This window comes from Pseudoalteromonas sp. T1lg65 (assembly GCF_051930985.1).
GTDB lineage: Bacteria > Pseudomonadota > Gammaproteobacteria > Enterobacterales > Alteromonadaceae > Pseudoalteromonas.
This window is the reverse complement of record NZ_CP196837.1, coordinates 656,668-680,554: the sequence shown is the minus strand read 5'-3', so window position 1 is coordinate 680,554 and position 23,887 is coordinate 656,668. Positions and strand designations below refer to the sequence as shown.

Genomic DNA, 23,887 nt, shown 5'->3' with positions numbered 1-23,887 from the left:
TCATTGTAAAAGAAAGAATTACTTGACTTACAACTTGGACAGGCGGATAGTCAAAAAGTGAACCATAATAGAGAAAAGGTTTACTTTTTGGGAGTGGTGAATGGTCTATAAACAACTGGCTGCAACCGCAGGAGTTTGGCTTATTGCGTGGCATCCTGTTGTACAAGCTCAAAACATCCAGAAGTTTGAAGACTTAGAAAGCTGTGGAAATAACCGTCTATCTTCAGAACAAGATCACGCCTTATCAAGACAACTAGATACAGCGGTAACCTACCCCACACAGCACGCAGGCATGCGGATAAGCAAGGTAACTTTGAAGCAGCTCAATGTATTTGATACTGATAAACCAGAAGAAAACAACGCCCTTTTCCGTTTTGCTAACCGAGCGCATCTAACCACTAAACCAGAAGTAATCGAGAACGTACTGCTATTTGCTGAGGGTGACGTATACCAGACAAAAAAGCTAATAGAGTCTGAGCGTTTACTCAGAAGCCAATTTTATCTCTATGATGCCAGGATATACGCCGAAGAAGCCTGCGATGGCAATATTGAAGTAACGGTTATCACCAGAGATCTCTGGACCCTAATGCCTGAACTCAGCTTTAGCCGTAGCGGAGGTGAAAACTCCACAAGAATAGGCTTCAGAGAAAGTAACTTATTTGGTTATGGCAAACGTCTATCTCTGACCCATACCAAAGAAGTTGAACGCTCAGGCTATTTATTTGTTTATGAAGATCCCAATATTTTATCGTCACGCTATCGGGGTCGGCTTGAGTACTCTGATAACGACGATGGTGAGCGTCATTATTTATCTTTAAGTTATCCGTTTTTTGCTACCGATACGCCTTATAGCTATGGCACCACCTTGTTGTCAGACAAGCGTATTGAATCAAGCTATAACGCGGGTGAGAAAGTCTCAGAATATCAGCAAAACACGACGGTTAGCCAAATCTACTTTGGGCTTTCTAAAACCTTAGAGCAAAACTGGACTCGAAGGCTACTGTTTGGTTATAGAGAGGAAAAACAGCAGTTTTATGAAACGCTGGGAACTGCTCTGCCATTACCCAACGCGCGCGCTTACCTATCCCTATATACAGGCTCAGTGGTTTGAAGATGCCTATATAAAAGTTCGCAACTTTGATTCTATTTATCGCACAGAAGACCTCAACCTTGGGTGGAATATCGATATGTTACTCGGTTATTCACCGCACTCGCTCAGTAACGATGACTCTCGATCAGTTTATGCACTTAGCGCCAGTACCGCCCACTACACCTCAGATAGTAGTCTTTGGCGGTTGGCAGTAGACGTCGATGGTTACTGGAATCATGACAATAACCAAGTTGAGAATTTAATAGCAACCAGTCAGTTCCAGTATTACTTGAACACCAGTCTTTATCAGTCTTGGTTTTTTAATCTTACCTACACCTATGGCAAAAACTTAAGTTTAGATAAACAAATTACACTTGGTGGCGAATCGGGCTTACGCGGCTACCCAATTCATTATCAACAAGGAAGCAAACGTGTTTTGCTCAATTTAGAAAAACGTTATTACTGGGAGTATGATCTGTGGCGATTATTCAAAGTTGGAGGGGCAGCATTTTACGACTTGGGTAAAGCCTATGACTCACATATTACTCCTCAGCAACGAGAGCCATATCTACATAATGTTGGTCTGGGTCTAAGACTAGCGCCAAGTCGTGCAAACTCTGATTTGATGCTCCATCTTGATGTTGCTGTTCCAATAAATAGACCCGATGATGTAGACTCAATCCAATGGCTTTTTACCGTAAAAAACCGCTTTTAATCTTCTTTAGTAACATGCTATAAAGCGCGAAAAGAACTAAGGGCATTACATTGGACATCATAAACTTTGCCGCCGAGCAGTACCACTTGGTGAGTACTTTACTGCTACTGATACTTTTTCCTCTTACTCTCTCAGCAAGCCGTCGTCTATTAGAACGCGTTACAAGAGGAAAAATCGACTCTCACCGTAAGCAAAGAGCAACGCTGTTAATCCGCTTTATCGTTGCTTTTGTGTTTATGTGTCTGTTACTGGTATTCTGGGGAATTGAGCTGAAGGGTTTGTTAGTACTTGGCTCATCTTTGTTTGCAATGCTTGGCGTGGCGCTATTCGCTGGATGGTCATTGCTTTCCAACCTCACTTCATTTTTGTTGATGTTTATTCAGAATGATTGCCGAGTAGGAAATTGGGTACGTATTGTTGATGGTGCTAATTTCGTCGAAGGCTGTATCGTTGAAATGGGCTTAATGAATGTCGTGTTGCGCCATGTTGACGGCCATAAAGTGATATATCCAAACAACTTGTTTGTTACTCGCCCAGTTATGGTGCTCAGTCAAGAGCCCATGAAGCCAAAAACGCCACCAGCACCACGGCGTCAACTAGGCCCTAAGAAATAGGGCCAATATCATCAATAAAGGTTTCTAGTTGTTGCTCAACTTTGCTGTTGGCCTGAGCAAAATAAGCAAGATGGAATACGGCGTCGCCTTCATTTACCAACGGCAACATTTGTTGCCCAATCACAATGCCACTTCGTGGCGCGAGCAAGGCTTCTTCACTTTGACCCAAAGGGCTATCAATATAGGCCAAAACTTGCCCTTTAGTAACACGCTCACCTAATGACACCTGAGCCCGAATAATGCCATCGACATCGGTTCTGATCCAACTGGTTGCTGACGCTGTCACTGCCTCATGCAAGCGGCGCTTTCTGCGACCTCTGAGCATTTTTAACTTACGCATCACGTTTTCGACCCCCTGCAAACCTGCAGCGATAGCCAACGAGTCGAAGCGTAATGCTTCACCTGCTTCGTAGGTGATCACTGGAATGCCTAAACCACCAGCTTCACTGCGCAAAGAACCGTTACGTAGGCGTGCATCAATAGCAACAGGCGTACCAAAGGCCATAGCCATTTCTTTGGTCATTTCACAAGACAGATCCCCCCTAATCTGTGGCAGATTAGAGCGGTGAATTGCGCCTGTGTGTAAATCGATAACATGTGTGCAGCTTTTTACCACTTGGTTGAAAAACACATGTGCCATTCTGCCGCCCAATGAGCCACTCTCTGAACCGGGGAAACAACGATTTAAATCTCGTCGATCGGGCAAATAACGTGATTTGTGAATAAAGCCAAACACATTCACAATTGGCACTGCGATTAAAGTTCCTCGTAGTGTTGCTGCATCAACTTTCGCTAACAGCTGACGCACCACTTCAACACCGTTAAGTTCATCGCCGTGTATTGCCGCACAGACTAACAAAGTTGGGCCAGGCTCAGCACCATTAACCACTTCAATAGGAATCGTCAACGGTGTATGCGTATAGAGTTTAGCGACTTCAAGCTCTACCGTTTTACGCTCGGCGACACCAACCTTTGTATCAAGTATGGTAAAAGGTTGGTTAATTTTAACCTTTGCCACGCGTTGCGGTCCTTTTGGCTGCAGCGTTCTTTTCGATAAAATCAATGATCATACCTGCAATGTCTTTACCAGTCGCTTTTTCGATCCCTTCAAGGCCCGGTGAAGAATTTACTTCCATCACCAACGGTCCACGCTCGGAGCGAAGTAAATCGACACCTGCCACATTTAGCCCCATCGCTTTAGCTGCAGCAATCGCCGTTTTACGTTCTTCTGGTGTTATTTTTACTAAGGTAGCAGAACCACCGCGATGCAAGTTAGAACGGAATTCCCCTTCTTGTGCTTGACGTTTCATCGCAGCAATCACTTTATCACCGATAACAAAACAACGAATATCAGCGCCACCCGCTTCTTTTATATATTCTTGCACCATAATGTTGGCTTTTAAGCCCATAAACGCTTCGATAACACTTTCGGCTGCTTTACGAGTTTCCGCTAACACCACACCGATACCTTGCGTGCCTTCCAGCAGTTTGATCACCACAGGAGCACCACCTACCATTTCTAGTAGATCTTTTACGTCATCAGGTTTACTTGCAAAGCCGGTAATTGGCATACCTACGCCCTTGCGAGAGAGCAATTGCAATGATCTGAGTTTATCTCTTGAGCGGGTGATCGCCACCGATTCATTCAAAGGGTATACACCCATCATCTCAAATTGACGTAACACCGCACAGCCATAGAAGGTCACTGAAGCGCCGATCCGTGGGATAATAGCTTCAAAATCATTGAGCTGCTCACCCTTAAAGTGAATCTCAGGCTCTTGGCTGTTGATATTCATATAACAACGTAGTGCATCTAAAACAGCGACTTCATGACCGCGCTGTTGTGCCGCTTCTATCAAACGTCTGGTTGAATATAATGATTTGTTCCTTGAGAGAATGCCTATTTTCATGGTTTATCCGTTTTTTTTGCTAAATATGATTGCTCAGGGTCAACGATGATTCGGCCTCGCATCGCTGTTCTTCCTAGCAACATTCTAAATTTCATGGTGTCTCGATTACTTAAGGTGAGTTCAATGGGCCAACTTTCACCAGCTAAACATAGCTTACTTTCAATAACGTAGCGTTGCTCTTTGTGACCACCGGAGTCTGTCACCGTACGTTCATCTTTGATCTTGGCTTCACAACATATTTCGTATTCTACGTCGTCTTGTTTAGGGTGAAGCCAAAAACGTACCCAAGGCACATTGTCCTTTTCAAATGTTTCCACTTTAAAAGCGTGCAAACACGAAGTACGTGCTCCGGTATCAACCTTAGCCTTTATGTTATCAATACCAAGTTCAGGTAAAGACAACCATTCTCGCCATCCTACTGTTATCATACTTCCCTCATTAAAATGCGCTGGGACTTATACGCGGCTTTGTCTATGTTGAACAACGAAAAATATTTATCTTAAAGATAATGTCTTTTTTTCATTACACAAAGAGTAATAACTAACTGCAAACTAAGCAACTAAACTTATCGTTAAGACTCTGAATTAGAGTTGAAAACTTCATTTTTTATGTCACGCTTGAGGTTCAATATTGGTGTTTAGGAATGCAAAGAGATGGGACTACTACATGCAATAGCTTTAGATGGTACAGGTGGCGGGACCTGGTTAGAAAAGCACAGCGAAATAGATCAGTCTATTGGTAAAAAAATGCTTTGGTTACATTTTGACTATAGCTCGGATGAAGCCATTGAGTGGCTGAGTAAACAAGCGTATTTAGAGCCTTGGGAGTGGCAAGCCCTCACTGCCGATGAAACCCGCCCTAGAACCGTCGCGGCAGAAAACGGGCTACTGGTGTTTCTGCGTGGTGTTAACTTGAATCCACAGCAAAGTCCTGAAGACATGGTTTCCCTCCGCTGCTTCGTCAATAAACACTTACTGATCACTTGCCGGAAGCGTCACGTTATGTCGGCACAAGATATAGCCCAAACTATAAAGCAAGGCCAAGGCCCCACCAATATCGGAAACTTACTGACCACATTAATCTCCCGCCTCAGCGCTCGGATGCAAGATATTGTTTGGCAACTTGAAGAACAGCTTGATGAGTACGAGGACATGTTAGAAAGCAATGAACAATTACCTAACTATCAACAGCTTTCTTCCACCAGACGTCAAACTATCGGTTTAAAACGTTACTTAAAGCCACAAAAATTGGCAATAACCGAATTACTGGCACACAAACTCAGTTGGCTTAGTGAAGAGGATGTACATTTGATTGACGAGGCAAACAATGCGCTAAGTCGTTATCTTGAGGAACTAGAAGCGGCCATTGAACGTGCTCAGGTAATTCAACATGGCATTACCAACCAACTTAATGAACAACTCAACCAACGTATGTATGTGATGTCTGTTGTTGCTGCGCTATTTCTGCCGTTGGGATTTTTAACCGGTTTACTCGGCGTAAATATTGGCGGCATACCTGGCACTGAGTACCCAGGCGCCTTTACTATTTTTGTAATATTATTACTCGCACTCACTATAGGAATTACGATTTACTTCAAACGTAAAGGCTGGGTTTAATACCTGATTGTGTTGACTAAATTGCCCTCAAAAAAACAATTGCACTCTATGAAGCTAAGCAGTGATAGGTTTAGCTTCAGCGTTTTTTACTCGATTGCACGCATTGGCTTTGGGTAGGTAAGGAGTGACATAGTCTGGCCATGTCAACTCCAGCTCGGGCAACATACATTGCAACTGAGCAATCAGTAATGTCACTTTTTCTCGCACTAAGGGATCTTGTTTAACGATAGGCAGTACTTTGTCCCAACTCGCTTTAGACCAAATCACCGCCCAAATCTCTGCTTTATCTTCTTCCACACCACTCATTGCATATTGATTGATAAACCCGGGGGCGGGATTATTAAAAACGGCTACCTCAGCATTTCTAGCAAATTGGCCACCAGCACCATATTCAAAACCTTGTGGGTTTATATCCAACCAATTAGGATCGCGAAAATAGGCGCTGCCATACACTTGCTGTTCGAGCATATGATAAAACTCGTGATGGATAACATGACGGCGATAATCATCACCTATCGCCATAATGTCGTAATACAACACTTCATGAATATAATCAGGCACTGCCGCACGTGGTTGGGTCCCAATTTGTAGTGCTAACACAAACGCAACGGTTTCTAAACCAGCGAGCTCTAAGACAGCCTTTGGTAATTTGCTGATCTCTTCCTCGAACAATTTCAAGTATGTCGCCAAATGCACCTGCTGCTTGACTCCTACCAGTTGATAGCGAATGTCCCATGGTGCAACATTCAACCGCTCTGCACTGGTAGTAAACAGAACCCCAGTGCGCTGCTGCTCAGTAGGTAGCAAAGAAAGCGTTTTTTCGGGCCGATTAACAACGCTACAACCGCTACACAAGATCACGAACACAACGATAAAAAACCCTTTCATACTCATGCTTCCTATGCGCGGAATAAATGTTGAAAACTGCGACTGACTGGCAACGCTTGATTGACACCTTTGAGGTGCACTTGTAACTGTTCCGGTTCATTAGCACTAAGGTGATCGAGATGATCTAAGTTGATAATAATGCTGCGGTGAATTTGCCAGAAGGTTTCGGGATCGAGCTGCTCTATTAGTGCACGAAGTGTCATTCTCATCAGCGCCTCACGTTCATTGGTGATAACCTTGACGTACCGACCACAGGCTTGAAAATAGAGTACGTCTTGTACATCGATTAACCAGATTCGTGTACCGATCTGAATGTTAAGCCGTTTCAAGTAATGAGTGTGACTGACCTGCAAACCACTAAGTACATTTTTAAGATCGTTTGGTATTGTCAATAACCTTGAGCTAACTCGGATAATGCAGTCTTTTAAACGCTGATCAGAAAACGGCTTTAATAGATAATCAACAGCACCGGTTTCAAAGGCCGAAACAGCATATTGATCATAAGCCGTGATAAATACATAGTGGCATGTATCTGGCCCTTTCAAAGCCACTTCAATACCACTCAATTCCCCCATTTGAATATCTAAAAATGCCACATCTACAGGCATAGACACTAGCTTTTCTAGAGCTTCTTCTCCTGATTCACAAGTTGCTACGATATCTACATCAGGCCAATGCTTGAGCAGTTTAGTCGTTAAACTCTCACGTAAAATCGGCTCATCATCCGCAATCAACACTTTAGTCATTTTGTGGGAATTCCAATTTAGCTATTGTCAAACCATCCTTGCGCTGCAGTTCAAATAGAGCGCAATTACCATACACTTTATGTAAACGGTCTTTTAAATTGCTTAGTCCCGTTCCATAGTTCAGCTTTCGCAACATGTTCGCATCATCCGACACCGTCACTTTTAGCAATCCTCCATCCGCAATTGCTGTAATGTTAATGACGCCACCTTGACTTGATCTCTCTACTCCATGCTTTATGGCATTTTCGACCAGAGTGAGCACTGACATTGGTAAAATAGGCAGGGCGTCAGGCCCATCCAACTTTTGAATAGTAAACCGCAGCTTTTTACCAAACCGGATCTGTTGAATGGTTAAGAAACGTTCAACAATATCTAATTCTTCTTTTAAGGTAATAAATCGTTGTCTAAACTGCGGAATGGTCGAGCGCAGGTACTCAGTAAGCTCTTCAAGTAAGTACTTTGCTTTTTCACCATCTAAATCAATCAAGTTATGCAAGTTAGCTAATGTATTAAAGAAAAAATGTGGCTCCAACTGAGCTTGTAATAAATGGAGCTCAAGTTCAGCTTTGTCTCGCTGTTCAGTCGTCTGAGCTATTTGATGATGTAACGTTGAGAACTTAATTTGTGACTCTCTACGCTTAATATAAATAATCACAAAAATTGCCCAAGCAGACAGCAATAAATTCCCCAACAAATACGTGGATGCTCCAAGCAAAGGGTGCACTCCATTACTCCCCCAGCCAAACATAAACAAACTAAACGGGAGACTGATCAAAAACGCGAGGCCACCTATTGATAGTACGCGTAAAACACCCAGCTTGGCATCAGGCCCTGGCGATAATGCGAGGTACGCAAACATCAGAGCGAACCCCAACAAGTTATACACTTTTACGTATTCTACGATACTGGCATAAAACGCGCTAAAGCTAACACCATCGATTACAAAGTAATGTAGCGCGTTTAACAAAGCACCTAATGTATTGAGCAGAAGTACCACAACAATATCGCGCCATGAAACCGTATTTATCAACAAGTAGAGCTTCATTTTCAGACGGTTTAGCAGCATGTTTATTCCCTAATAGGTCCGCGGTGTTGCGGACCCAAGTACTTATCAGAATGTGTGATTTACGCTCAAGCTGTAATATCGCCCAAGCGTATTAAACAAACCAGCATTGTATCCCATCTCCCAGCTAGCACCACCGGTATTCGCGCCTGGCACCTGAGGTGTATTTCTGTCACTTAAATTTGAGACAAATAGGTTTACATTGGTGTTTGGGGTCACACGATAACTAACACCTGCATCTAGGTACCAAATACGTCCTGTCTCATAAACCGAGTAATCTTCAGGTTCACCAGCGACATTGGCCGCTTGAGAGCCAATATAATGACCTGTAAGCGTAAAGCTAAAATCAGAGACAGACGCCGTTAACGTGGTTCTTCCTCGCCATTTAGGAAAAGCCATCTCACCGACAGTGTCTTGTAGTGGTGCACTGGGATCTGATTTTAACTGCCGCTGTATTAATCGGCTCCAATTACTGCGTAGTGCTAAATCTACCCCAACCGAAGGTAACTCCAATTGGTAATCCAAAGCGTAATCAATACCTCGCGTGGTATGCTGAGCAAGGTTTAGATAAGAAACATTGAGTTGGGTATAACCTTCTTTATACTCTACTAGCTCACAGAACAAATTATCTAACGACGCACTGTCCATACAATTAGGATAAATTTGCGACCAATCCAACGTACCTATTTTATCTACGAGATTTATATCCCAATAATCCACGGTTAAATTTAACCCAGTAGCCCAGCTTGGTGAGTAAACCGCTCCTCCTGTGAAGGTATAAGCGCGTTCGGCTTTAAGGTTGGTATTTCCAGACGTCACGATCAGTGCGTTATTGAAGTAATTTTGTGGGTTTTCTAGGCCTCGTTCATTACAATTTTGCTCGCGAAATTCCGACCCAAGTTGACGGTATGCGGAGTAGCACACCTCATAAACATAATTCCATTGCTCACTTTCGCTTTGGTAAATTTCGTTAATGTTCGGCGCTCTTGCTGCTTTCGCGCGAGACGCCCTAAATTTGAGGTTGTCCAGCACCAACCAATCGAGCCCAGCAGACCAACTATGAGTTGTTCCGGCAGTACTGTATTTAGCGGAGCGCCACGCTGTATTGAAATCCAGCGATTTGGTTAGCGCTAACTCACTCAGTAACGGCACTCGCAATTCCACAAAAGCTTCGCTGACATGATACTTACCTTCGAGTGGCTTGGCCCTATAGTTAAACGCGCCTAATCCCTCTAGTTCAACGTCCGAAGGAGTAGAAACGCTTTTTTCACGACGGTGTTCAAAACCTACCGCAAAACCAACGTCTCCCGCAGCAAGTTCGAAAAGTTCGCCATCTACACTGGCTGCAAATACACTTTGTGTCAATTTTGCTCGACTTCGATGAGGTGCTATTTTCAGATAGTCTAAAGCGTCTTGTTGCAAGGGCTGAAATACATTGACACTCACGCAATCACTAACGCAAAAGCGTTGCTCGTCTGTATCGGGATCAAAATAACTGCCCCAGACCGCTTTTTCCCAGTTTTCTTGTGAATAGTCATTTACTTTTGTCGTACTCACCTGAGTCTGACCATGCTGAACACTGATTTGCCAGCGATAGTTCGACTGTGTGACCCCCTCCAAAGCAACTATGCCTTGATATAAGTCATAATCATAATCACTCCCTTGCCTGCCCAACTCTGGAAAATAGCCTGCAAATAATAACCCTTGCCCTAAACTATCGACTTCTTGCTGCTGTTCAGCGGTGTAATACGCATAATTTGTGGGTAAAGGCGTCAGGCCATACTCAGCAACGGGGCCTGTGCGACTTTGAGATTGTGTCTTTACATACTTAAGCTCAGCGTTGAGCGACAGGTCATTATTAAACGCATAGTTAAAATTTAACTGGCTGTTCAGTTTATCAATTGGAACCGCTAAGCGCCCCCAATGATAACGGGTATAAAAGTTATCATTGCTGGTATCGACAGTCAGTGCAGCAAGTTGCGTCGTACTTTCACCAAAAACCTGCTCCGATGGTGAAAGCATAGATAACAACTCACCATCAGGCGTCATCGAATAGGGATGCTGAGCAATCAAAAAAACGCGATTATTGGTGGCATACAGCGGCGAGCGGTTAGCGGTAATACGACTGGGACCAGTATCATTGGGGTTGTCGATATAGGTTAAATCATTAGCAACATAGTCACGGTCACGCGCTTCTACTGCATCGGAAGACTGATAGCTTAAATGAAAACTGACAGCCCCTTTACCTGATAAGACTTCCTCGCCATGTGTCAAAGAGAAATAGCTGCGACCACCATCTTGTTCACCTGTTTCACTCAGGCTAGCTGCCATTTCAGTTCCGATGAAGCGCTCTTTGAGAATGACATTAACAACCCCAGAGACAGCATCTGCACCATAAACCGATGAAGCGCCGCCAGTCATTACATCAACACGCTCAATTAAAGCGGTAGGTATTGATGAAATGTCGACTTCACTGGTTCCTGGTACCGACGGGACATGACGCCTACCATTAACTAACACCAAGGTTCTGGTCGACCCAAGCCCTCGTAAGTTTTGTCGACTCAACCCGGCATAACCATTAAAATTACTGGTTTGTACACCCCCCGCGGGTGTCATACTCGGCAACTCGTTCAGCAACTGACTAATGTCTACTGCAGCCGTTTTCTCGATGTAATCAGAATCTAAGCTCACGACTGGCGTATGGGTTTCAAGCGTTGCCCTTCGTATTCGACTGCCTGTTACATCAATAATTTCGATTTCGCTGTACTTTTCTTCCGCTTCTTTATCGCTTGATTGACTTTGTTGCTGCCCAAACACTGGAGTTCCCCCCAGTATTGCCAGCGTCAACAGGCTATACTGAGCTGCTATTTTAACGTTATAATTATTAGATAAACTCATACTTACATTTCCTTAGACACCTGCTAAATCTGACTTTTGCCAGACACACTCACCAAATCGAAGTAATAACAAGATTACATTTGCTTACGGATATATACCCTCAAGGACACGAATGGTGGTTTCTGTGTTTCGAATAGCCACTATTGCGTCATAAGCCACAATGGTGTCAGTTAGCCAAGAAATGCAGCGCACAAGTCAGCGGTGTTTTTTATACCCGATAAACACCGACTCATAGCCTATTTTCTCCTTCTGATTACAATCGATATTGCCCTCATGTTCCGAGCAACCTACTTTCTCGGTTTTAGCTGAGATAAAAAACATGTTCAAAATTATTGGCTTATATTTTTTGCTATTCACTGGGGTAGCCAGTGCAATTCCAATGTCCACATGGCGACTTGATCTGCTGCATTCTGGTGGCAATGGCAATACAGAGACTTTTATCGTGCAACAATTAATTGCAGAGCCATTACCTTGGAGTGCTCCACTCATAGACCATTTAGAGAGAGGCGATTATCGTGTTGAGCTCTTTGCTTCAGAGCAATCCGAGCCATGGTTTTCCAAAACTTACAGTTCGTTATTTAGTGACTGGCAACGTAGTAATGAAACTTTGCAACATCGCCGCTCATTTCAAGAATCAGTGAAATTTCCGGCGCCTCATCAAAATAGCCAGCTCGTAATTTCTAAAAGAAAGCGCGATGTATCTGGACAACCCTTTGTGCCGATATGGAAAATGGATATAAATGCAGACCAAAAGCTAACCGCTGCGGTTGATTCACAAAAACAGATCATTCGTGATTTGCATATTTCTGGTCCAGCCGACAGCAACTTAGACCTACTTTTCATTGCTGAGGGATTTAAGCTTGGTGATCAAGATGCTTTTTTCAATGCCGCCCAGCATGCAATGCTTCGGTTGTTTTCTTTCGCACCGTTTACGCAATTAAAGCAAAGCATCAACGTTCGCGCGCTCTTTACCGCTTCGAAGGACAATAAACTGGGAGGCGACACCGCTCTGAGCGTTCAGCCGAATGCTTTGGGTATGCCACGCTATGCATTAACCATGGAAGTATTCAGGTTGAATAATCTGACTATGCAAGTACCCCACGACAATATTGTTATCCTAACTAACTCGTCGCAATATAGTGCCAGTGGAATTTTCGGAACTTACACCGTCGTGCCGGCCTTTGAACCTAATATGGCATTTTTGCTGGTGCACGAGCTTGGACATCATCTTGCAGGGCTCGGGGACGAGTATTTTCACTCCACATCGGGTTACGCCCCATCCGAGTCTATCATAGAGCCCCATGAACCGAATATTACCGCGCTACTGGATAACAAGCTGAAATGGGCGCACTTAGTCACCCCAAATACGCCTATTCCGACTCCTTGGCCACTCAATGAGTACTTAACAGAGCCTCATGATAATACCTGGCAAAAACAAGCCAAACATCCCAACGCAGTAGGCGCTTTTAAAGGTGCAAATTACAGCACGCAGTTCTATCGCCCGGCATTAAATTGCATTATGTGGAGAAACGACGAGCATAATCGGTTTTGTCCTGTCTGCAATCAAGCAATTAAAGAAGTGATAGAAGCACATAACAGCTCAAACAAGCCAAGCTCACAGTAAAAAGTGGCGGTGTTCAAATCTAGTGAATGGTTGAAAAGCGAATGAGGTAGGCTAAGTATGGCGCTCTCGCTAGGGATCGAACCTAGAACTTGGCCTCCGGAGGGCCACGTGATATCCATTTCACCACGAGAGCGTCGAGCACATAATAATGCGATATTTTGTCAAATACTAGACTAAGGCATCTATATGCTTAATAAACAGTCTATTTTTTAAAAAAAACTGTACTTTGAGCAAAAAACACGTTATTCAACTATCATTGAAAATAATAATTTGTACTGATGGGTAAACGCAGGTGAAGCGGTAAACTAGAAACAGCGCTCAGCTCCCCCAGTCGCATTCAAGCGGTACCAGTTTGATATATCATCGAGGATTTGTAATATGACACCAATGACAACAGAACAAGTTGCTGAATTTCTTGAAGTAAAAGTAGAAAGAGTTAGAAGATTAGCACGAGAAAACTTGTTGGTTGCAAAAGAGCAAGATGCCAATGGCGAACCTATTTTTGATAAAGCTGATGTTGAAAAGTATAAGGAACTAGCACAACGATTGGGCGGCATTTAATCGCCATCGTTCCAACCATGGATATAAAGGTGCAGCTTTTTGCTTTGCACCTTGCTGTTCATACCACGCGATTGACAATATCAAATAGACACAGCAAAAGCTTGCTAGCTTGGCTAACGCATGCTCAGGCAGTTGTTTGCACTTTAACCTGTAATATCGCGTCAACAATCGCTCACCAGCGCTGAGGTCTAGTTCAAAGCTAATCACTAAAGCAGCAAGATCAAAGTAAAGATCATTCAAGCACGCATACTCAAAATCGATAAACTGCACACCGCTGTCACTTAGTAATAAGTTATCTAAAACCAAGTCGTTGTGACAAAAAGCCAAGTCAGCTGGAAGCGATGATAGTTTATCAATAAGCTGCTCAGCCCACATATGTCCTTTGGTGCGTGCACAAGCTGATAACAGCGGCGTGCGCCAATCTAGCAAAGTCGTATGGTGACTATCAAATTGGTGGATGAGCAGCAGTCGCGACAACAGCTGATCGGTAATTTCATTGGGTGGGTTATCGTCCGCTGGAACGTAATCAAAAATAGCGACTTGTTTATCAACATCATAGCCTAGCAAATGTGAGGTAATGCCAAATTTAGCTAGGCTGTCTTGCGCTAAAAGAGAGCTCTTAGGTAACGTCCGGGGGTAACGTTTAAAAACATAACGCCGATCCGCGCAGCGGAGTAAATAGTTTTGGTTGCTTAGGCCTTTTTCAAGCGACTGGACACCATCAATGTGTAATCCCAGTATTGCCTGAGCTTGGCGGGCAACTTTTTGTTTTTCAGAGCTCTGCAATCAATTTTCCTTGCTTCGACTCATATTCCTCATACCAAGTTTTAAATCCCCAACATGCCATTAAGGTATAAAAAACAAACAAGACCATGGTCGGGTAATAACCTTTGAGGTAGTAAAGGTGAATAGAAGCGGCGTCAATGATTATCCAATAAAGCCAGTTTTCTAGCACTTTCTTCGCTACTAAATAGGTGCTCACAATAGCAAAACAAGTTGTAAAACTGTCCAAATAGGCCAGATCGGCAGACATATAGTTTTTCGTAAAATAACCAAAAGCAACGGCAGCGAAAGAAGTCAGGCCTATTATCTTTAAATGCTGGCTCACCGACCAAGAGACGATTTTACTGGGTTCGTTTTTGTTTCCTTGACGCCACATCCACCAACCTACAAATGCCATAATCATGTAGTAAAGATTCAGCGCAGACTCCATGACCAAAGCACCATTCCAGTAAAGAATGGTATAGATAAAGGTACTAAAAAATGCCAGTGGCCAACACCAGCTATTTTCTCTAATAGCTAGTAAAAGATAACCCACCGCTAAAAACACAGCGAGATATTCCCAGTAAGACATCGCGGTAAACCCCGCGAGTACTTCAGACAACCAAGTCATTAGCTATCACTTGGTGATAAATCACCAGATATAAATTTACAGACAAAAATGATTTTGCCAAACGCTTCAAATGAACGCTTCATTTCATCGTTTAACACAGACATCACTAACTCATAGTCACCAAACAATTGGGTCGACATGGTATTCGTGATCACTTTTAGCTCAGGGTATTGATTTACTCTTGCAATAAAATCTTTTATGAAAGGTATATAGTCTTGATGTAGTGGATACTTGCTGATTTCTACAGACAACTTCATGATGACTCCTAAATTGAAGCGATTAATGCTGGCCCCCCATTTTCAAAACCGTAAACCTGGTATTCAACGATTTAAATTCTGACCTGTCATAAAGTCTTTTTTTGGGGTGTAATTTATCCAGTCTTGTTGATAGGTAATTTTACCGTGTTCATTAAACTTTAGCACGGTTGTAAATCGCCAAGGACCCATTTTTCTTCCTTTAAACTCAAATTCCCTAAACACACCTCGTGCAACCGCAGTGTGACTTTCTTCGTCGTATAACAATTCGACAATGTGCAATGCAGGTCCCTTACCCACTACCACAAAGTTTCCCGCTGACCAGTCGAAAAATTTCGCTAGCGCTTCGATACCTGATGCTCGGTGACCATAAACCATATCTTCAAATTGCACATCCTTGGCATAAAATTGCATAAATGTAGAAAAGTCTTGGCGCTCTGCATAGATAGCAAAATATCGCTGTGCTGTGGTTTGCCAAGTAACTGAGGGTGTAGTTTGGCTGATACAGGCATTAAGAAAGAGTAAACACAATAAGCTAAAGCCAAGCTTCATCTTTAATTCCCAAGTTGTTAGAGAGTAGTCAAAAAAACTACTCTCTTTATCGCTTTATACCGATACAATTCCTAACGGTGTTGCCGTTTTCCATGCTCCTCGCGTAAAATCAGGCACGGTGATAGATTCACTTCTATTCGCAACTGATTGTGCCGACAGAGGTGAAATCACAGACCACGCAGCACCGTCATAAACATCTTGATCGAGCGGTTCGCCGTTACGCAAACAATAAATCATGCGCCAGAACATCAAAAAGTCCATGCCGCCATGCCCACCATTACGCTGGGCTTCTTCTCCCATCTTTAGCCACAGCGGATGATCATACTTTTGATACCAATTTTGCATATCGTAATCCCACTCATGGAAGCTTTTGCTACCACCTTGCTCCAAAGCGATGCGATTCGGGAAACCGGCAAAAACACCGTTAGTTCCTTGAATTAGATTGTGGCGAGAGTAGGGTCTTGGCGTAGTCGTATCGTGTTGTACCATGATACTGCGACCTTTCACCGTTTTAATCAAAGTGGTATTCATATCACCACTGATGTAGTTTAGCTGGTTGCGCTGGTGATCAGCAGCAAACTCTCGTTGTGCATAAGCGGCTCTACCAAGTGCAGGAGAACTCATCGAGGTGAGGTAATCAAAACGATCGCCGCGGTTTATGTTCATATATTGTGATACCGGACCTAATCCATGAGTAGGATATAAATTACCATCTCGCTTGGTATGCCAGTGAGTTCGCCAAGAGCCCGTTTTGTGCTCGATTTCTTTCATTTGCCAACGCAACTCATGAATATAGGCTGCTTCCCCATGCAGTAGCTCACCAAACACACCTTGGCGGACCATATTCAGCACCATTAACTCATCACGACCATAGTTGACGTTTTCCATCATCATGCAGTTTTTTTGCGTCCGCTCGGCGGTATCAACGATTTGCCACATTTCATCAACGGTTAATGCCAATGGCACTTCAACAAAAGCATGTTTGCCGCTGTTCATGGTATCAATAGCCATTGGTGCATGCCATTTCCAAGGCGTTGAAATGATTACGATATCAATGTCATCGCGGTTTAATAGCTCCCTATATGCATATTCTGAATTACCATACAGGGCCGACTTTGGCATCCCTCGCTCTGTCGTCAAGTAATTAGCAGAACGTGCCAGCACTTCTTCGTGAGTATCGCATATCGCAACAATCTCTGTTCCTTCAATATGGCTCATTCGCTTTACATGACCAAAACCACGCTGACCGACGCCAATAAAACCCACTCTCACGACATCCATTTTGGGAGCAACGAGACCTATCACCGATTGACCTTTGCGAGATGGCACCAATGCGTTTTCACCTGAGCTGGCACAACCTGCAACCACACTTGCCGCAGCTGCTGCACTGGCAGCTTTTAGAAAATCACGACGATTTATTTTTTTCATTATTGTTCCTCGAAGATACTTCTATTCAAAAGCTACCGCATTTAACAAATAGGCTTCAATTTGATGCGACAAAGTCCCAAAAAAAGCGCCGAAGCGCTTTTTAAAAAATGGATTAGACTGAACGAATAATCGCGGACAGTACATCCGCTTTATCAAGGACGCTCCGATATAGAGCAAACTGGTTTTGTGCTCTTTGCAAGTTGTGCGCAGGCCTATGTATGGCGAAATAGTTGTCACCATCCAAGTAATCGGTTAAAAAGCGCAAACCTATCATAAAGGGCATGACTTTGGCACCTAACAAAAAGCTTTCTCGTTCTGCCTCACAAAGGACTCCTCTGAGCGGTTCAATATAGCCTTTTGCAAGTGCAGAAAAGATTTCTTCTCGCACCTGCACATTTTCAAGGTTGGTTGAATCTTCTGCTTCAGGTGAGCAAAAGGTTCTTACCATATCACCAAAATCATAAAGCCAGTAACCAGGCATACAGGTATCAAGATCGATAACAGCACGAGCGATATTGTTTTTAGTACAGAAAAGCATATTGTTGATTTTGGTGTCGTTGTGACATGCTCTAACTGGTAATCGCTTTTCTACCTTGGCCAACTCCGCAACCAGAGAAAACTGCAGCTGACAAAACGCAATGAGCGCTTCACAGTTCTTCACTCGCCCATGTTTGTCTTCAGCAACAACCTGATTAAATGCATCGATACGCATGGCAAGATTATGAAAATTCGGGATCACATGATGTAGTTTCGAGGCATCAAAGTCGTTAAGCGCATTAGCGAATGCGCCAAAGGCGTTAGCCGCGGTATATGCTTGGTGCTCATTGGCGACAACATCTTCACTGTAGCTGTTGCCAATAAACGCCAAACCTCGCCAAAACTCTCCATCGAGGTTCAGCAGGTAACGCCCATTTTCCGCTTGCTGATGCTGAATAAGCTCAAGTTCATATTCACCGACTCGCAGTTTATCAAGCAAATGCGCTTCTATCGCTCTGGCATTGTCCACTAGCTGCTCTGGTTTAGGAAAAACGCGTGTATTGAGTTTTTGTACGACCAGCATTTTATTTTTATCTTTCAGCAGCATAGTCGTGTTAATATGGCCATTACCAATGGCCTTCATCGATGCTTGCTCTGGCATCAATCCGTAGTGCTGCGCAAGTTGGCGAGCGACTTCGTTATGTTCCATATTTACCTCAAAAAAAACTTGTCCTGCGATTGTGTGCCAATAGTTAACTCAACGCAGCTCGCGCGCGCAGTATATTGTCAGCAACGGTATTGAGTTCATTTTTATACGTTACGCCAAACCAAGTGTCTTGGGCTTGATACACCCTTACTTGCTGTTGGCCACTATCTATACAAGCTTGTATACAATTCGGGAGATAATACTCTTTTTTGACATCGTTGTCATAATCCAATAGAAATTCTTTAAACCCTTGTTCCAGCTGATTAATCAAGCTTTGATTAACACCCCAACAGGTCATCGAACTGAGGGCATGCTCATCAAGCACTACCCTCTCTCCTAGTGGATTTTGGCCACTTACTTTACCTTGCTGTTGACTGATATTCAGAAACTCTTCAACAGCTTGTAGCTGATTGTCGACAACATTACAGATGCCTCGATTGACCCCACCTTGAGAGGACAGTGTGTTTATGATGGGATACGCTACCATAGCCATTTGCTGATATTGTAAAAAGTGTTCAACCAGTTGCGTAAAACTCCGAGGGCCATAGTAATCATCTGCAGTAATCACTATCGCGGGTTGATCTAAATAGTGTTTGGCGCAAAGCAGCGCATGTCCAGTGCCCCAAGGCTTAGTTCTTGTTTTGGTTAAGTGCGCAAATTCTTCTGGTACTAGGCTCACTGATTGCTCAACAAGATACACTTTAATAGCCTTTGGTAGCCTCGGCAAAATGGCTTGCTCAACCAACGAGCGAACCGTGGCATTAATAATCAGTACCACTTCAGTAACGCCTGCTTGATAGGCATCAAGAATACTCAATTCCATGATCGTTTTGCCGATCCCTGGAAGCAGCGCAACTTGTTTGTCACCACCGAAACGGCTCCCTAGACCACCCGCCAGTATAATTAATCTCGGGGTTGTACCTGTAAACATAACTGAATAATGATAAAAATCGAACAGACGGCAAAGTGTACAGAGCTTTACGGTTAAAGAAAAGTAAAGTGCTGGTTCAAATAATCATTTAGTCTGAGTTTACTAGACTATTTACACACTGCTTTTAAACTTTTGGCATAGGTATTTTACTTCTTGGTATTCCAATAACCCTTCCTGAGCCCCCTCTCTGCCAAGGCCGGAACACTTGATACCACCAAATGGTGCGACTGGGTTTGAGATCATTCCCTCGTTGATCCCAATCATGCCGTATTCAAGTGCTTCACTCACAACTCTGATCTGTTCGCTGTCTGTAGAATAAAAATACGCAGCCAGCCCTTCTTGAACCCCATTGGCTATTTCTAGCGCTTGTTCTTGCGTGTTAAACGTCATGATTGCCACTACAGGGGCAAAAATTTCTTGCTTGGCAATCTCCATTTCAGACGAGACATTATCCAGCACCACAGGACCCATAAAGCGCCCCGATTGCGATACACTCTGAGTTAGTAGCTCCGCCCCGCCTGCAACCGCGTCTAAGACCAGCTGCTCAGCCTTTCGTTTGGCTTCACGAGATATTAATGGACCAATATCAACCGACTCACTGAAACCATTGCCGACTTGCAGAGACGTCACTTTTTCTAACAGTCGCTTTATAAACTGCTCGCGAATACTGGTATGGACTAATACTCGGTTAGCCGCAACGCAAGTTTGTCCAGCATTGCGAAACTTAGCCGCCATCAGCCCCTCTAATGCGGCATCCAAATCGGCAGATTCAAACACGATAAACGGTGCATTTCCCCCCAACTCCATTGATGTTCGTTTAATGGTGGCTGCGCTTTGTTCAAGCAGCAATCTGCCAACTTTTGTCGAACCGGTAAAAGTTAACTTTCGGACTTCTTTAGCGCGTAATAAATGACTGACTAGTTTATCTGATTGGTTGGTAACTAATACCTGCAAAGCTCCATCCGGCATTCCCGCCAATAGTGCGAGTTTTGCCAAAGCAAGTGCCGATAATGGCGTCTTCTCTGAGGGTTTTAATATAAAGCTGCACCCAGCGGCATAAGCGGGTGCGACTTTGCGCGTGATCATCGCCAAAGGAAAATTCCAAGGGGTGATCCCAACAACAATTCCCACGCCTTGCTTAATGGTACTCAGTTGATGTTGAGAAGAATGCGATGGAATGATCTGACCGTAACTTCTTTTTGCTTCTTCTGCGTACCACTGCACAAAACCTGCGGCATAATCTACTTCAGCAAGCGCTTCTTTTAACGGCTTCCCTTGTTCTTCAGTCATCAATTCAGCCAATTCATCCCGGTTTTTCATTATCAAGCTGTGCCACTGCATTAACGTCTTACCGCGTTGATGCGCACTTTCTGATCGCAGCGTCTGTAGCGCTTGCTTAGCATGTTCAATAGCCTGATCCGCCGCAGCTAAATCCGCTTCGGTAACCGTATTTATCGTTTCTTCGGTCGCGGGGTTATCCACTTCTACCAGTTGCTCATTTTGGTAAGGTTTACCACCAACAAGTGAATATTCAGGGTGATGAATTAGCGTTGTCATAAAGCCTCCAAACAAAAAAAGCCGCAGTGATAACTACGGCTTAATGATTTTCTACTTGTCAATATAGCAATGCATGCAGAGCTGTAAACTGATTAATGCTCTTCGTTAACTATATTAAGGTTGTACTTAGGTATTTCAACAACCAAATCTTCATCGGCAATTCTGGCCTGACAGCCTAACCGAGATTCGGCTTCCAATCCCCATGCTTTATCTAACATATCATCTTCCAGCTCATCACTTTCTTCAAGTGAGTCAAACCCTTCGCGAACGATGATATGACAAGTGGTACATGCACAAGACTTTTCACACGCATGTGGAATACTAATACCATTTTTTAATGCAACATCCAGTACCGTTTCGCCAGACTTGGCTTCTAATGCTGCCCCTTCTGGGCATAATTCTTCATTAGGTAAAAAGATAATCTGTGGCATGTTATACCTCGTCTACCGACTGCCCTTGCAGTGCTTTTTTAATTGATTGATCCATGCGTCGTGACGCAAACTCACTACTTGCTTGATCGACCGCTTCGATCATTTTTTTGATCTCTTCTGGCTCATTTGCTTGCTCACGCGCCATTGCCAAGTTATCCATCGCACTGCGAAGCGTCGCAAGCTCTTGCTCGTCTAATAACTGGGCATCGGTTGCCAAGGAAGCTTCAAGCGCTTCTAAAACGCGTAACGCTTCTACCTGTTGCTCTTTTAGCATACGTGCTTGCATATCTTCTTTAGCGTGACTCATTGAAGATTTTAGCATCTCAGCAACTTGCTCATCGCTCAAACCAAAAGACGGTTTTACTTGAATTTCAGCTTGGACACCCGTGGATTTCTCCATTGCTGATACGCTCAGTAGACCATCCGCATCGACTTTGAAAGTCACCCGAATATGCGCCGCACCGGCAGCCATTGGTGGAATACCTTTTAAGCTAAATTTAGCCAGACTACGGCAGTCATCAACTAATTCTCGCTCACCTTGCAGTACATGTAACGACATGGCTGTTTGGCCATCTTTAAAGGTCGTAAACTCTTGTGCGCGGGCAACTGGAATGGTGGTATTACGTGGGATGATTTTCTCAACCAAGCCACCCATGGTTTCCAATCCCAAGGATAATGGTAATACATCCAACAACAGCATGTCAGAATCAGGCTTATTGCCCACCAAAATATCCGCTTGAATAGCAGCACCGAGCGCTACAACACGATCAGGGTCGATAGAAGTCAAAGGCTCTTTGGCAAAAAACTCCCCGACTTGCTCGCGCACGACTGGCATACGGGTCGAGCCACCCACCATCACGACTTGCAGTACTTCCTCTTGTGTTACGCCAGCATCTTTTAATGCACGGCGGCAAGAACGCAGGGTTTTCTTTACCAAAGGTTCTGCCATTTCAGCAAATTGCTCGCGGGTTACCGTCACTACGTGTTTTTCTTCGGCAAGTGTCAGTTCCACATTTACTGTGGCATAGCTAGATAATGCTTCTTTACAGGCGCGAGCTTTGTTGATGAACAGTCGCAACTGGTTAGCATTGAGGTTCGATGCACCAGTTTGTGCTTTAAAATATTCCACAAGTAACGAATCAAAGTCATCGCCACCCAGCGCAGAATCCCCACCAGTAGAAAGCACTTCAAATACACCTTGGTTCAAACGCAGAATCGAAATATCAAACGTACCACCGCCTAAGTCATAAACCGCGATTACGCCTTCTTGACCTGAGTCCAAGCCATAGGCCACAGCTGCAGCCGTAGGCTCGTTTAACAAGCGCAATACTTTCAAACCAGCAAGCTCAGCAGCATCTTTAGTACTTTGGCGCTGTGCATCATCAAAGTAGGCAGGAACGGTGATCACCGCTCCCATCACGTCTTCACCAGCAAAGCTTTCTACTGCGCGTTGATGCAACGTTTTTAGGATTTCTGCTGACGCCTGTACCGGGCTAACCGCACCTATGCAAGTTTCGATTGCTAATGCGCCATGGTGCTCAACAAACTGATAAGGCAATTGACCGTAGCTGCTTTCAATTTCCGCCTGAGTCTTACCTAAAAAACGCTTTACTGAGATCAGCGTATTGGTTGGATCTTCAGCTGAAGCTGCTTGTGCTTGCTCACCAACCACCACACCATCTTGTAAGTATCTAATAACGGATGGCAACATAGGTTTTCCACTTAGGTCGACCAGCGTTTTGGCTTCACCACTTTGTACCGTGGCTACTAGAGAATTGGTGGTACCTAGGTCAATACCAACTGCGAGTTTATGTTCGTGTGGTGCCGCGCTCTGCCCCGGCTCAGCAATCTGCAATAATGCCATAATGCTCTTTCACTTTAACGTTTGTTGATAGCAACTATCATCAATCGAATAATTCATCTTCGATGCGTGTTAGCTCATCTCGTAGTTTGTATACGAATTTTAGCTTACGAATGTTGTCAGCAGCGGTTTCCAACATGTGGAGATCGTCACTGGCGAGTTGTTCAGCCAATGACTCACTGAATTCTTTATCTAGCTGTTTGATTTGCTTTTCAAAGTCTGCAATCGCGCTATCTGGATCGCTACTCGACGGGATCTCTTCCAACGCTTCACGCAGCTCCATTTGCTGCATTAAAAACATCGGATCTTGCAATGTTTTTTGCTCAGCGCGAATGTCGACTCCTTTCTCGCTCAACATGTATTCCGCGCGCTTTACTGGGTGCTTGAGTACCGACAAGGCATCATTGATTTCAGCGGTTTTTTGGACCGCAAGCAACATTTCACGCTCGCCTTTGCCTGCAAACTTATCAGGATGCACAGCACGTTGTAACTCTAAATACGCTTTATTAAGCCGAGCTAAGTCAACGTGATAATCAATGGGTAAATCAAATAGTTCGAAGTAACGCATATCT

The 23,887-nt window shown here is 43.9% G+C and carries 22 protein-coding genes, 1 tRNA gene and 1 pseudogene; 5 read left to right on the top strand and 19 right to left on the bottom strand.

Annotated elements, in window-relative coordinates; all coding sequences use genetic code 11:
* Window positions 1-100 precede the first annotated feature (100 nt).
* Window positions 101-1,805: pseudogene (locus tag ACSLBF_RS02920) on the top strand (BamA/TamA family outer membrane protein).
* Window positions 1,806-1,855: 50 nt separating this feature from the next.
* Complete coding sequence (locus tag ACSLBF_RS02915; protein ID WP_440055126.1) at window positions 1,856-2,419, top strand: mechanosensitive ion channel domain-containing protein; 564 nt, start codon at window positions 1,856-1,858, stop codon at window positions 2,417-2,419.
* On the opposite strand, the gene ACSLBF_RS02910 is transcribed toward ACSLBF_RS02915, so the two are convergent.
* The 3 genes from ACSLBF_RS02910 to ACSLBF_RS02900 are packed head-to-tail and all read right to left on the bottom strand — an operon-like array spanning window position 2,409 to window position 4,757.
* The gene (locus ACSLBF_RS02910; protein WP_440055125.1) at window positions 2,409-3,437 is read right to left on the bottom strand and encodes a succinylglutamate desuccinylase/aspartoacylase family protein; all 1,029 of its coding nucleotides are present in this window, start codon (window positions 3,435-3,437) and stop codon (window positions 2,409-2,411) included. The two genes, ACSLBF_RS02915 and ACSLBF_RS02910, sit on opposite strands and share 11 nt — an antisense overlap.
* Window positions 3,424-4,329 carry a 30S ribosomal protein S6--L-glutamate ligase gene (rimK, locus tag ACSLBF_RS02905; protein WP_440055124.1) on the bottom strand — a complete coding sequence of 302 codons (906 nt, stop codon included), beginning with the start codon at window positions 4,327-4,329 and terminating at the stop codon, window positions 3,424-3,426. The genes ACSLBF_RS02910 and rimK overlap by 14 nt, the downstream gene beginning before the upstream one ends.
* Window positions 4,326-4,757 carry an ATP-dependent zinc protease family protein gene (locus ACSLBF_RS02900; RefSeq protein WP_440055123.1) on the bottom strand — a complete coding sequence of 144 codons (432 nt, stop codon included), beginning with the start codon at window positions 4,755-4,757 and terminating at the stop codon, window positions 4,326-4,328. Before ACSLBF_RS02900 ends, rimK begins: the two co-directional genes overlap by 4 nt.
* A gap of 225 nt (window positions 4,758-4,982) precedes the next feature.
* On the opposite strand from ACSLBF_RS02900, the gene ACSLBF_RS02895 reads away from it, so the two are divergent.
* On the top strand, window positions 4,983-5,945 hold the full coding sequence (locus ACSLBF_RS02895) for a zinc transporter ZntB (RefSeq protein ID WP_440055122.1): 963 nt from the start codon (window positions 4,983-4,985) through the stop codon (window positions 5,943-5,945).
* A 54-nt stretch (window positions 5,946-5,999) separates the two neighbouring features.
* On the opposite strand, the gene ACSLBF_RS02890 is transcribed toward ACSLBF_RS02895, so the two are convergent.
* From ACSLBF_RS02890 to ACSLBF_RS02875, 4 genes are read right to left on the bottom strand one after another with little or no spacing between them, the layout of a single operon-like run.
* Window positions 6,000-6,833, bottom strand: coding sequence for a putative zinc-binding metallopeptidase (locus tag ACSLBF_RS02890; RefSeq protein ID WP_440055121.1), 834 nt, complete (start codon window positions 6,831-6,833; stop codon window positions 6,000-6,002).
* A gap of 11 nt (window positions 6,834-6,844) precedes the next feature.
* The gene (locus ACSLBF_RS02885; protein WP_440055120.1) at window positions 6,845-7,579 is read right to left on the bottom strand and encodes a LytR/AlgR family response regulator transcription factor; all 735 of its coding nucleotides are present in this window, start codon (window positions 7,577-7,579) and stop codon (window positions 6,845-6,847) included.
* The gene (locus ACSLBF_RS02880; RefSeq protein WP_440055119.1) at window positions 7,572-8,645 is read right to left on the bottom strand and encodes a sensor histidine kinase; all 1,074 of its coding nucleotides are present in this window, start codon (window positions 8,643-8,645) and stop codon (window positions 7,572-7,574) included. Before ACSLBF_RS02880 ends, ACSLBF_RS02885 begins: the two co-directional genes overlap by 8 nt.
* Before the next feature lie 45 nt (window positions 8,646-8,690).
* Complete coding sequence (locus ACSLBF_RS02875) at window positions 8,691-11,540, bottom strand: TonB-dependent receptor plug domain-containing protein (protein WP_440055118.1); 2,850 nt, start codon at window positions 11,538-11,540, stop codon at window positions 8,691-8,693.
* Window positions 11,541-11,859: 319 nt separating this feature from the next.
* Between ACSLBF_RS02875 and ACSLBF_RS02870 the strand changes: the two genes are divergently transcribed.
* Window positions 11,860-13,164, top strand: a complete 1,305-nt coding sequence (locus ACSLBF_RS02870; RefSeq protein ID WP_440055117.1) for a M64 family metallopeptidase — start codon at window positions 11,860-11,862, stop codon at window positions 13,162-13,164.
* A gap of 58 nt (window positions 13,165-13,222) precedes the next feature.
* On the opposite strand, the gene ACSLBF_RS02865 is transcribed toward ACSLBF_RS02870, so the two are convergent.
* A tRNA-Arg gene (locus ACSLBF_RS02865) sits at window positions 13,223-13,297 on the bottom strand.
* A 245-nt stretch (window positions 13,298-13,542) separates the two neighbouring features.
* Here ACSLBF_RS02865 and ACSLBF_RS02860 point away from each other — a divergent pair.
* Window positions 13,543-13,725: a helix-turn-helix domain-containing protein gene (locus ACSLBF_RS02860; protein ID WP_440055116.1), complete on the top strand. Its 183-nt coding sequence runs from the start codon at window positions 13,543-13,545 to the stop codon at window positions 13,723-13,725.
* Here ACSLBF_RS02860 and ACSLBF_RS02855 read toward each other — a convergent pair.
* The 11 genes from ACSLBF_RS02855 to hscB form a co-directional block, all read right to left on the bottom strand.
* Window positions 13,699-14,511, bottom strand: coding sequence for a phosphotransferase (locus tag ACSLBF_RS02855; RefSeq protein ID WP_440055115.1), 813 nt, complete (start codon window positions 14,509-14,511; stop codon window positions 13,699-13,701). The genes ACSLBF_RS02860 and ACSLBF_RS02855 overlap by 27 nt on opposite strands.
* The gene (pnuC, locus tag ACSLBF_RS02850; RefSeq protein WP_440055114.1) at window positions 14,498-15,118 is read right to left on the bottom strand and encodes a nicotinamide riboside transporter PnuC; all 621 of its coding nucleotides are present in this window, start codon (window positions 15,116-15,118) and stop codon (window positions 14,498-14,500) included. Before pnuC ends, ACSLBF_RS02855 begins: the two co-directional genes overlap by 14 nt.
* Window positions 15,118-15,375: a hypothetical protein gene (locus tag ACSLBF_RS02845; RefSeq protein ID WP_440055113.1), complete on the bottom strand. Its 258-nt coding sequence runs from the start codon at window positions 15,373-15,375 to the stop codon at window positions 15,118-15,120. The genes pnuC and ACSLBF_RS02845 overlap by 1 nt, the downstream gene beginning before the upstream one ends.
* A gap of 63 nt (window positions 15,376-15,438) precedes the next feature.
* On the bottom strand, window positions 15,439-15,924 hold the full coding sequence (locus ACSLBF_RS02840; RefSeq protein ID WP_440055112.1) for a nuclear transport factor 2 family protein: 486 nt from the start codon (window positions 15,922-15,924) through the stop codon (window positions 15,439-15,441).
* 54 nt (window positions 15,925-15,978) lie between these two features.
* Window positions 15,979-17,352, bottom strand: a complete 1,374-nt coding sequence (locus ACSLBF_RS02835) for a Gfo/Idh/MocA family protein (RefSeq protein ID WP_440055111.1) — start codon at window positions 17,350-17,352, stop codon at window positions 15,979-15,981.
* Window positions 17,353-17,464: 112 nt separating this feature from the next.
* Window positions 17,465-18,538 (bottom strand): phosphotransferase enzyme family protein, encoded by a 1,074-nt coding sequence (locus tag ACSLBF_RS02830; protein WP_440055110.1) that lies wholly within the window; start codon window positions 18,536-18,538, stop codon window positions 17,465-17,467.
* Between the two features lie 43 nt (window positions 18,539-18,581).
* Window positions 18,582-19,466 (bottom strand): nucleotidyltransferase family protein, encoded by an 885-nt coding sequence (locus ACSLBF_RS02825; RefSeq protein WP_440055109.1) that lies wholly within the window; start codon window positions 19,464-19,466, stop codon window positions 18,582-18,584.
* 111 nt (window positions 19,467-19,577) lie between these two features.
* Entirely contained in the window at window positions 19,578-21,023 is a 1,446-nt protein-coding gene (locus tag ACSLBF_RS02820; RefSeq protein WP_440055108.1) for an NAD-dependent succinate-semialdehyde dehydrogenase, read from the bottom strand.
* Window positions 21,024-21,115: 92 nt separating this feature from the next.
* Complete coding sequence (gene fdx, locus ACSLBF_RS02815; RefSeq protein WP_440055107.1) at window positions 21,116-21,454, bottom strand: ISC system 2Fe-2S type ferredoxin; 339 nt, start codon at window positions 21,452-21,454, stop codon at window positions 21,116-21,118.
* 1 nt (window position 21,455) lies between these two features.
* Window positions 21,456-23,318 (bottom strand): Fe-S protein assembly chaperone HscA, encoded by a 1,863-nt coding sequence (gene hscA, locus ACSLBF_RS02810; protein ID WP_440055106.1) that lies wholly within the window; start codon window positions 23,316-23,318, stop codon window positions 21,456-21,458.
* Between the two features lie 40 nt (window positions 23,319-23,358).
* Window positions 23,359-23,883, bottom strand: coding sequence for a co-chaperone HscB (gene hscB, locus ACSLBF_RS02805; RefSeq protein ID WP_440055105.1), 525 nt, complete (start codon window positions 23,881-23,883; stop codon window positions 23,359-23,361).
* Between the last annotated feature and the right edge of the window lie 4 nt (window positions 23,884-23,887).

Bases quoted from the DNA above. Each gene is read 5' to 3' on its own strand.
- rimK (WP_440055124.1), bottom strand. From the start codon at position 4,329: ATGAAAATAGGCATTCTCTCAAGGAACAAATCATTATATTCAACCAGA.
- ACSLBF_RS02900 (WP_440055123.1), bottom strand. From the start codon at position 4,757: ATGATAACAGTAGGATGGCGAGAATGGTTGTCTTTACCTGAACTTGGT.
- ACSLBF_RS02895 (WP_440055122.1), top strand. From the start codon at position 4,983: ATGGGACTACTACATGCAATAGCTTTAGATGGTACAGGTGGCGGGACC.
- ACSLBF_RS02890 (WP_440055121.1), bottom strand. From the start codon at position 6,833: ATGAAAGGGTTTTTTATCGTTGTGTTCGTGATCTTGTGTAGCGGTTGT.
- ACSLBF_RS02885 (WP_440055120.1), bottom strand. From the start codon at position 7,579: ATGACTAAAGTGTTGATTGCGGATGATGAGCCGATTTTACGTGAGAGT.
- ACSLBF_RS02880 (WP_440055119.1), bottom strand. From the start codon at position 8,645: ATGCTGCTAAACCGTCTGAAAATGAAGCTCTACTTGTTGATAAATACG.
- ACSLBF_RS02875 (WP_440055118.1), bottom strand. From the start codon at position 11,540: ATGAGTTTATCTAATAATTATAACGTTAAAATAGCAGCTCAGTATAGC.
- ACSLBF_RS02870 (WP_440055117.1), top strand. From the start codon at position 11,860: ATGTTCAAAATTATTGGCTTATATTTTTTGCTATTCACTGGGGTAGCC.
- ACSLBF_RS02860 (WP_440055116.1), top strand. From the start codon at position 13,543: ATGACACCAATGACAACAGAACAAGTTGCTGAATTTCTTGAAGTAAAA.
- pnuC (WP_440055114.1), bottom strand. From the start codon at position 15,118: ATGACTTGGTTGTCTGAAGTACTCGCGGGGTTTACCGCGATGTCTTAC.
- ACSLBF_RS02845 (WP_440055113.1), bottom strand. From the start codon at position 15,375: ATGAAGTTGTCTGTAGAAATCAGCAAGTATCCACTACATCAAGACTAT.
- ACSLBF_RS02840 (WP_440055112.1), bottom strand. From the start codon at position 15,924: ATGAAGCTTGGCTTTAGCTTATTGTGTTTACTCTTTCTTAATGCCTGT.
- ACSLBF_RS02835 (WP_440055111.1), bottom strand. From the start codon at position 17,352: ATGAAAAAAATAAATCGTCGTGATTTTCTAAAAGCTGCCAGTGCAGCA.
- ACSLBF_RS02830 (WP_440055110.1), bottom strand. From the start codon at position 18,538: ATGGAACATAACGAAGTCGCTCGCCAACTTGCGCAGCACTACGGATTG.
- ACSLBF_RS02825 (WP_440055109.1), bottom strand. From the start codon at position 19,466: ATGTTTACAGGTACAACCCCGAGATTAATTATACTGGCGGGTGGTCTA.
- ACSLBF_RS02820 (WP_440055108.1), bottom strand. From the start codon at position 21,023: ATGACAACGCTAATTCATCACCCTGAATATTCACTTGTTGGTGGTAAA.
- fdx (WP_440055107.1), bottom strand. From the start codon at position 21,454: ATGCCACAGATTATCTTTTTACCTAATGAAGAATTATGCCCAGAAGGG.
- hscA (WP_440055106.1), bottom strand. From the start codon at position 23,318: ATGGCATTATTGCAGATTGCTGAGCCGGGGCAGAGCGCGGCACCACAC.
- hscB (WP_440055105.1), bottom strand. From the start codon at position 23,883: ATGCGTTACTTCGAACTATTTGATTTACCCATTGATTATCACGTTGAC.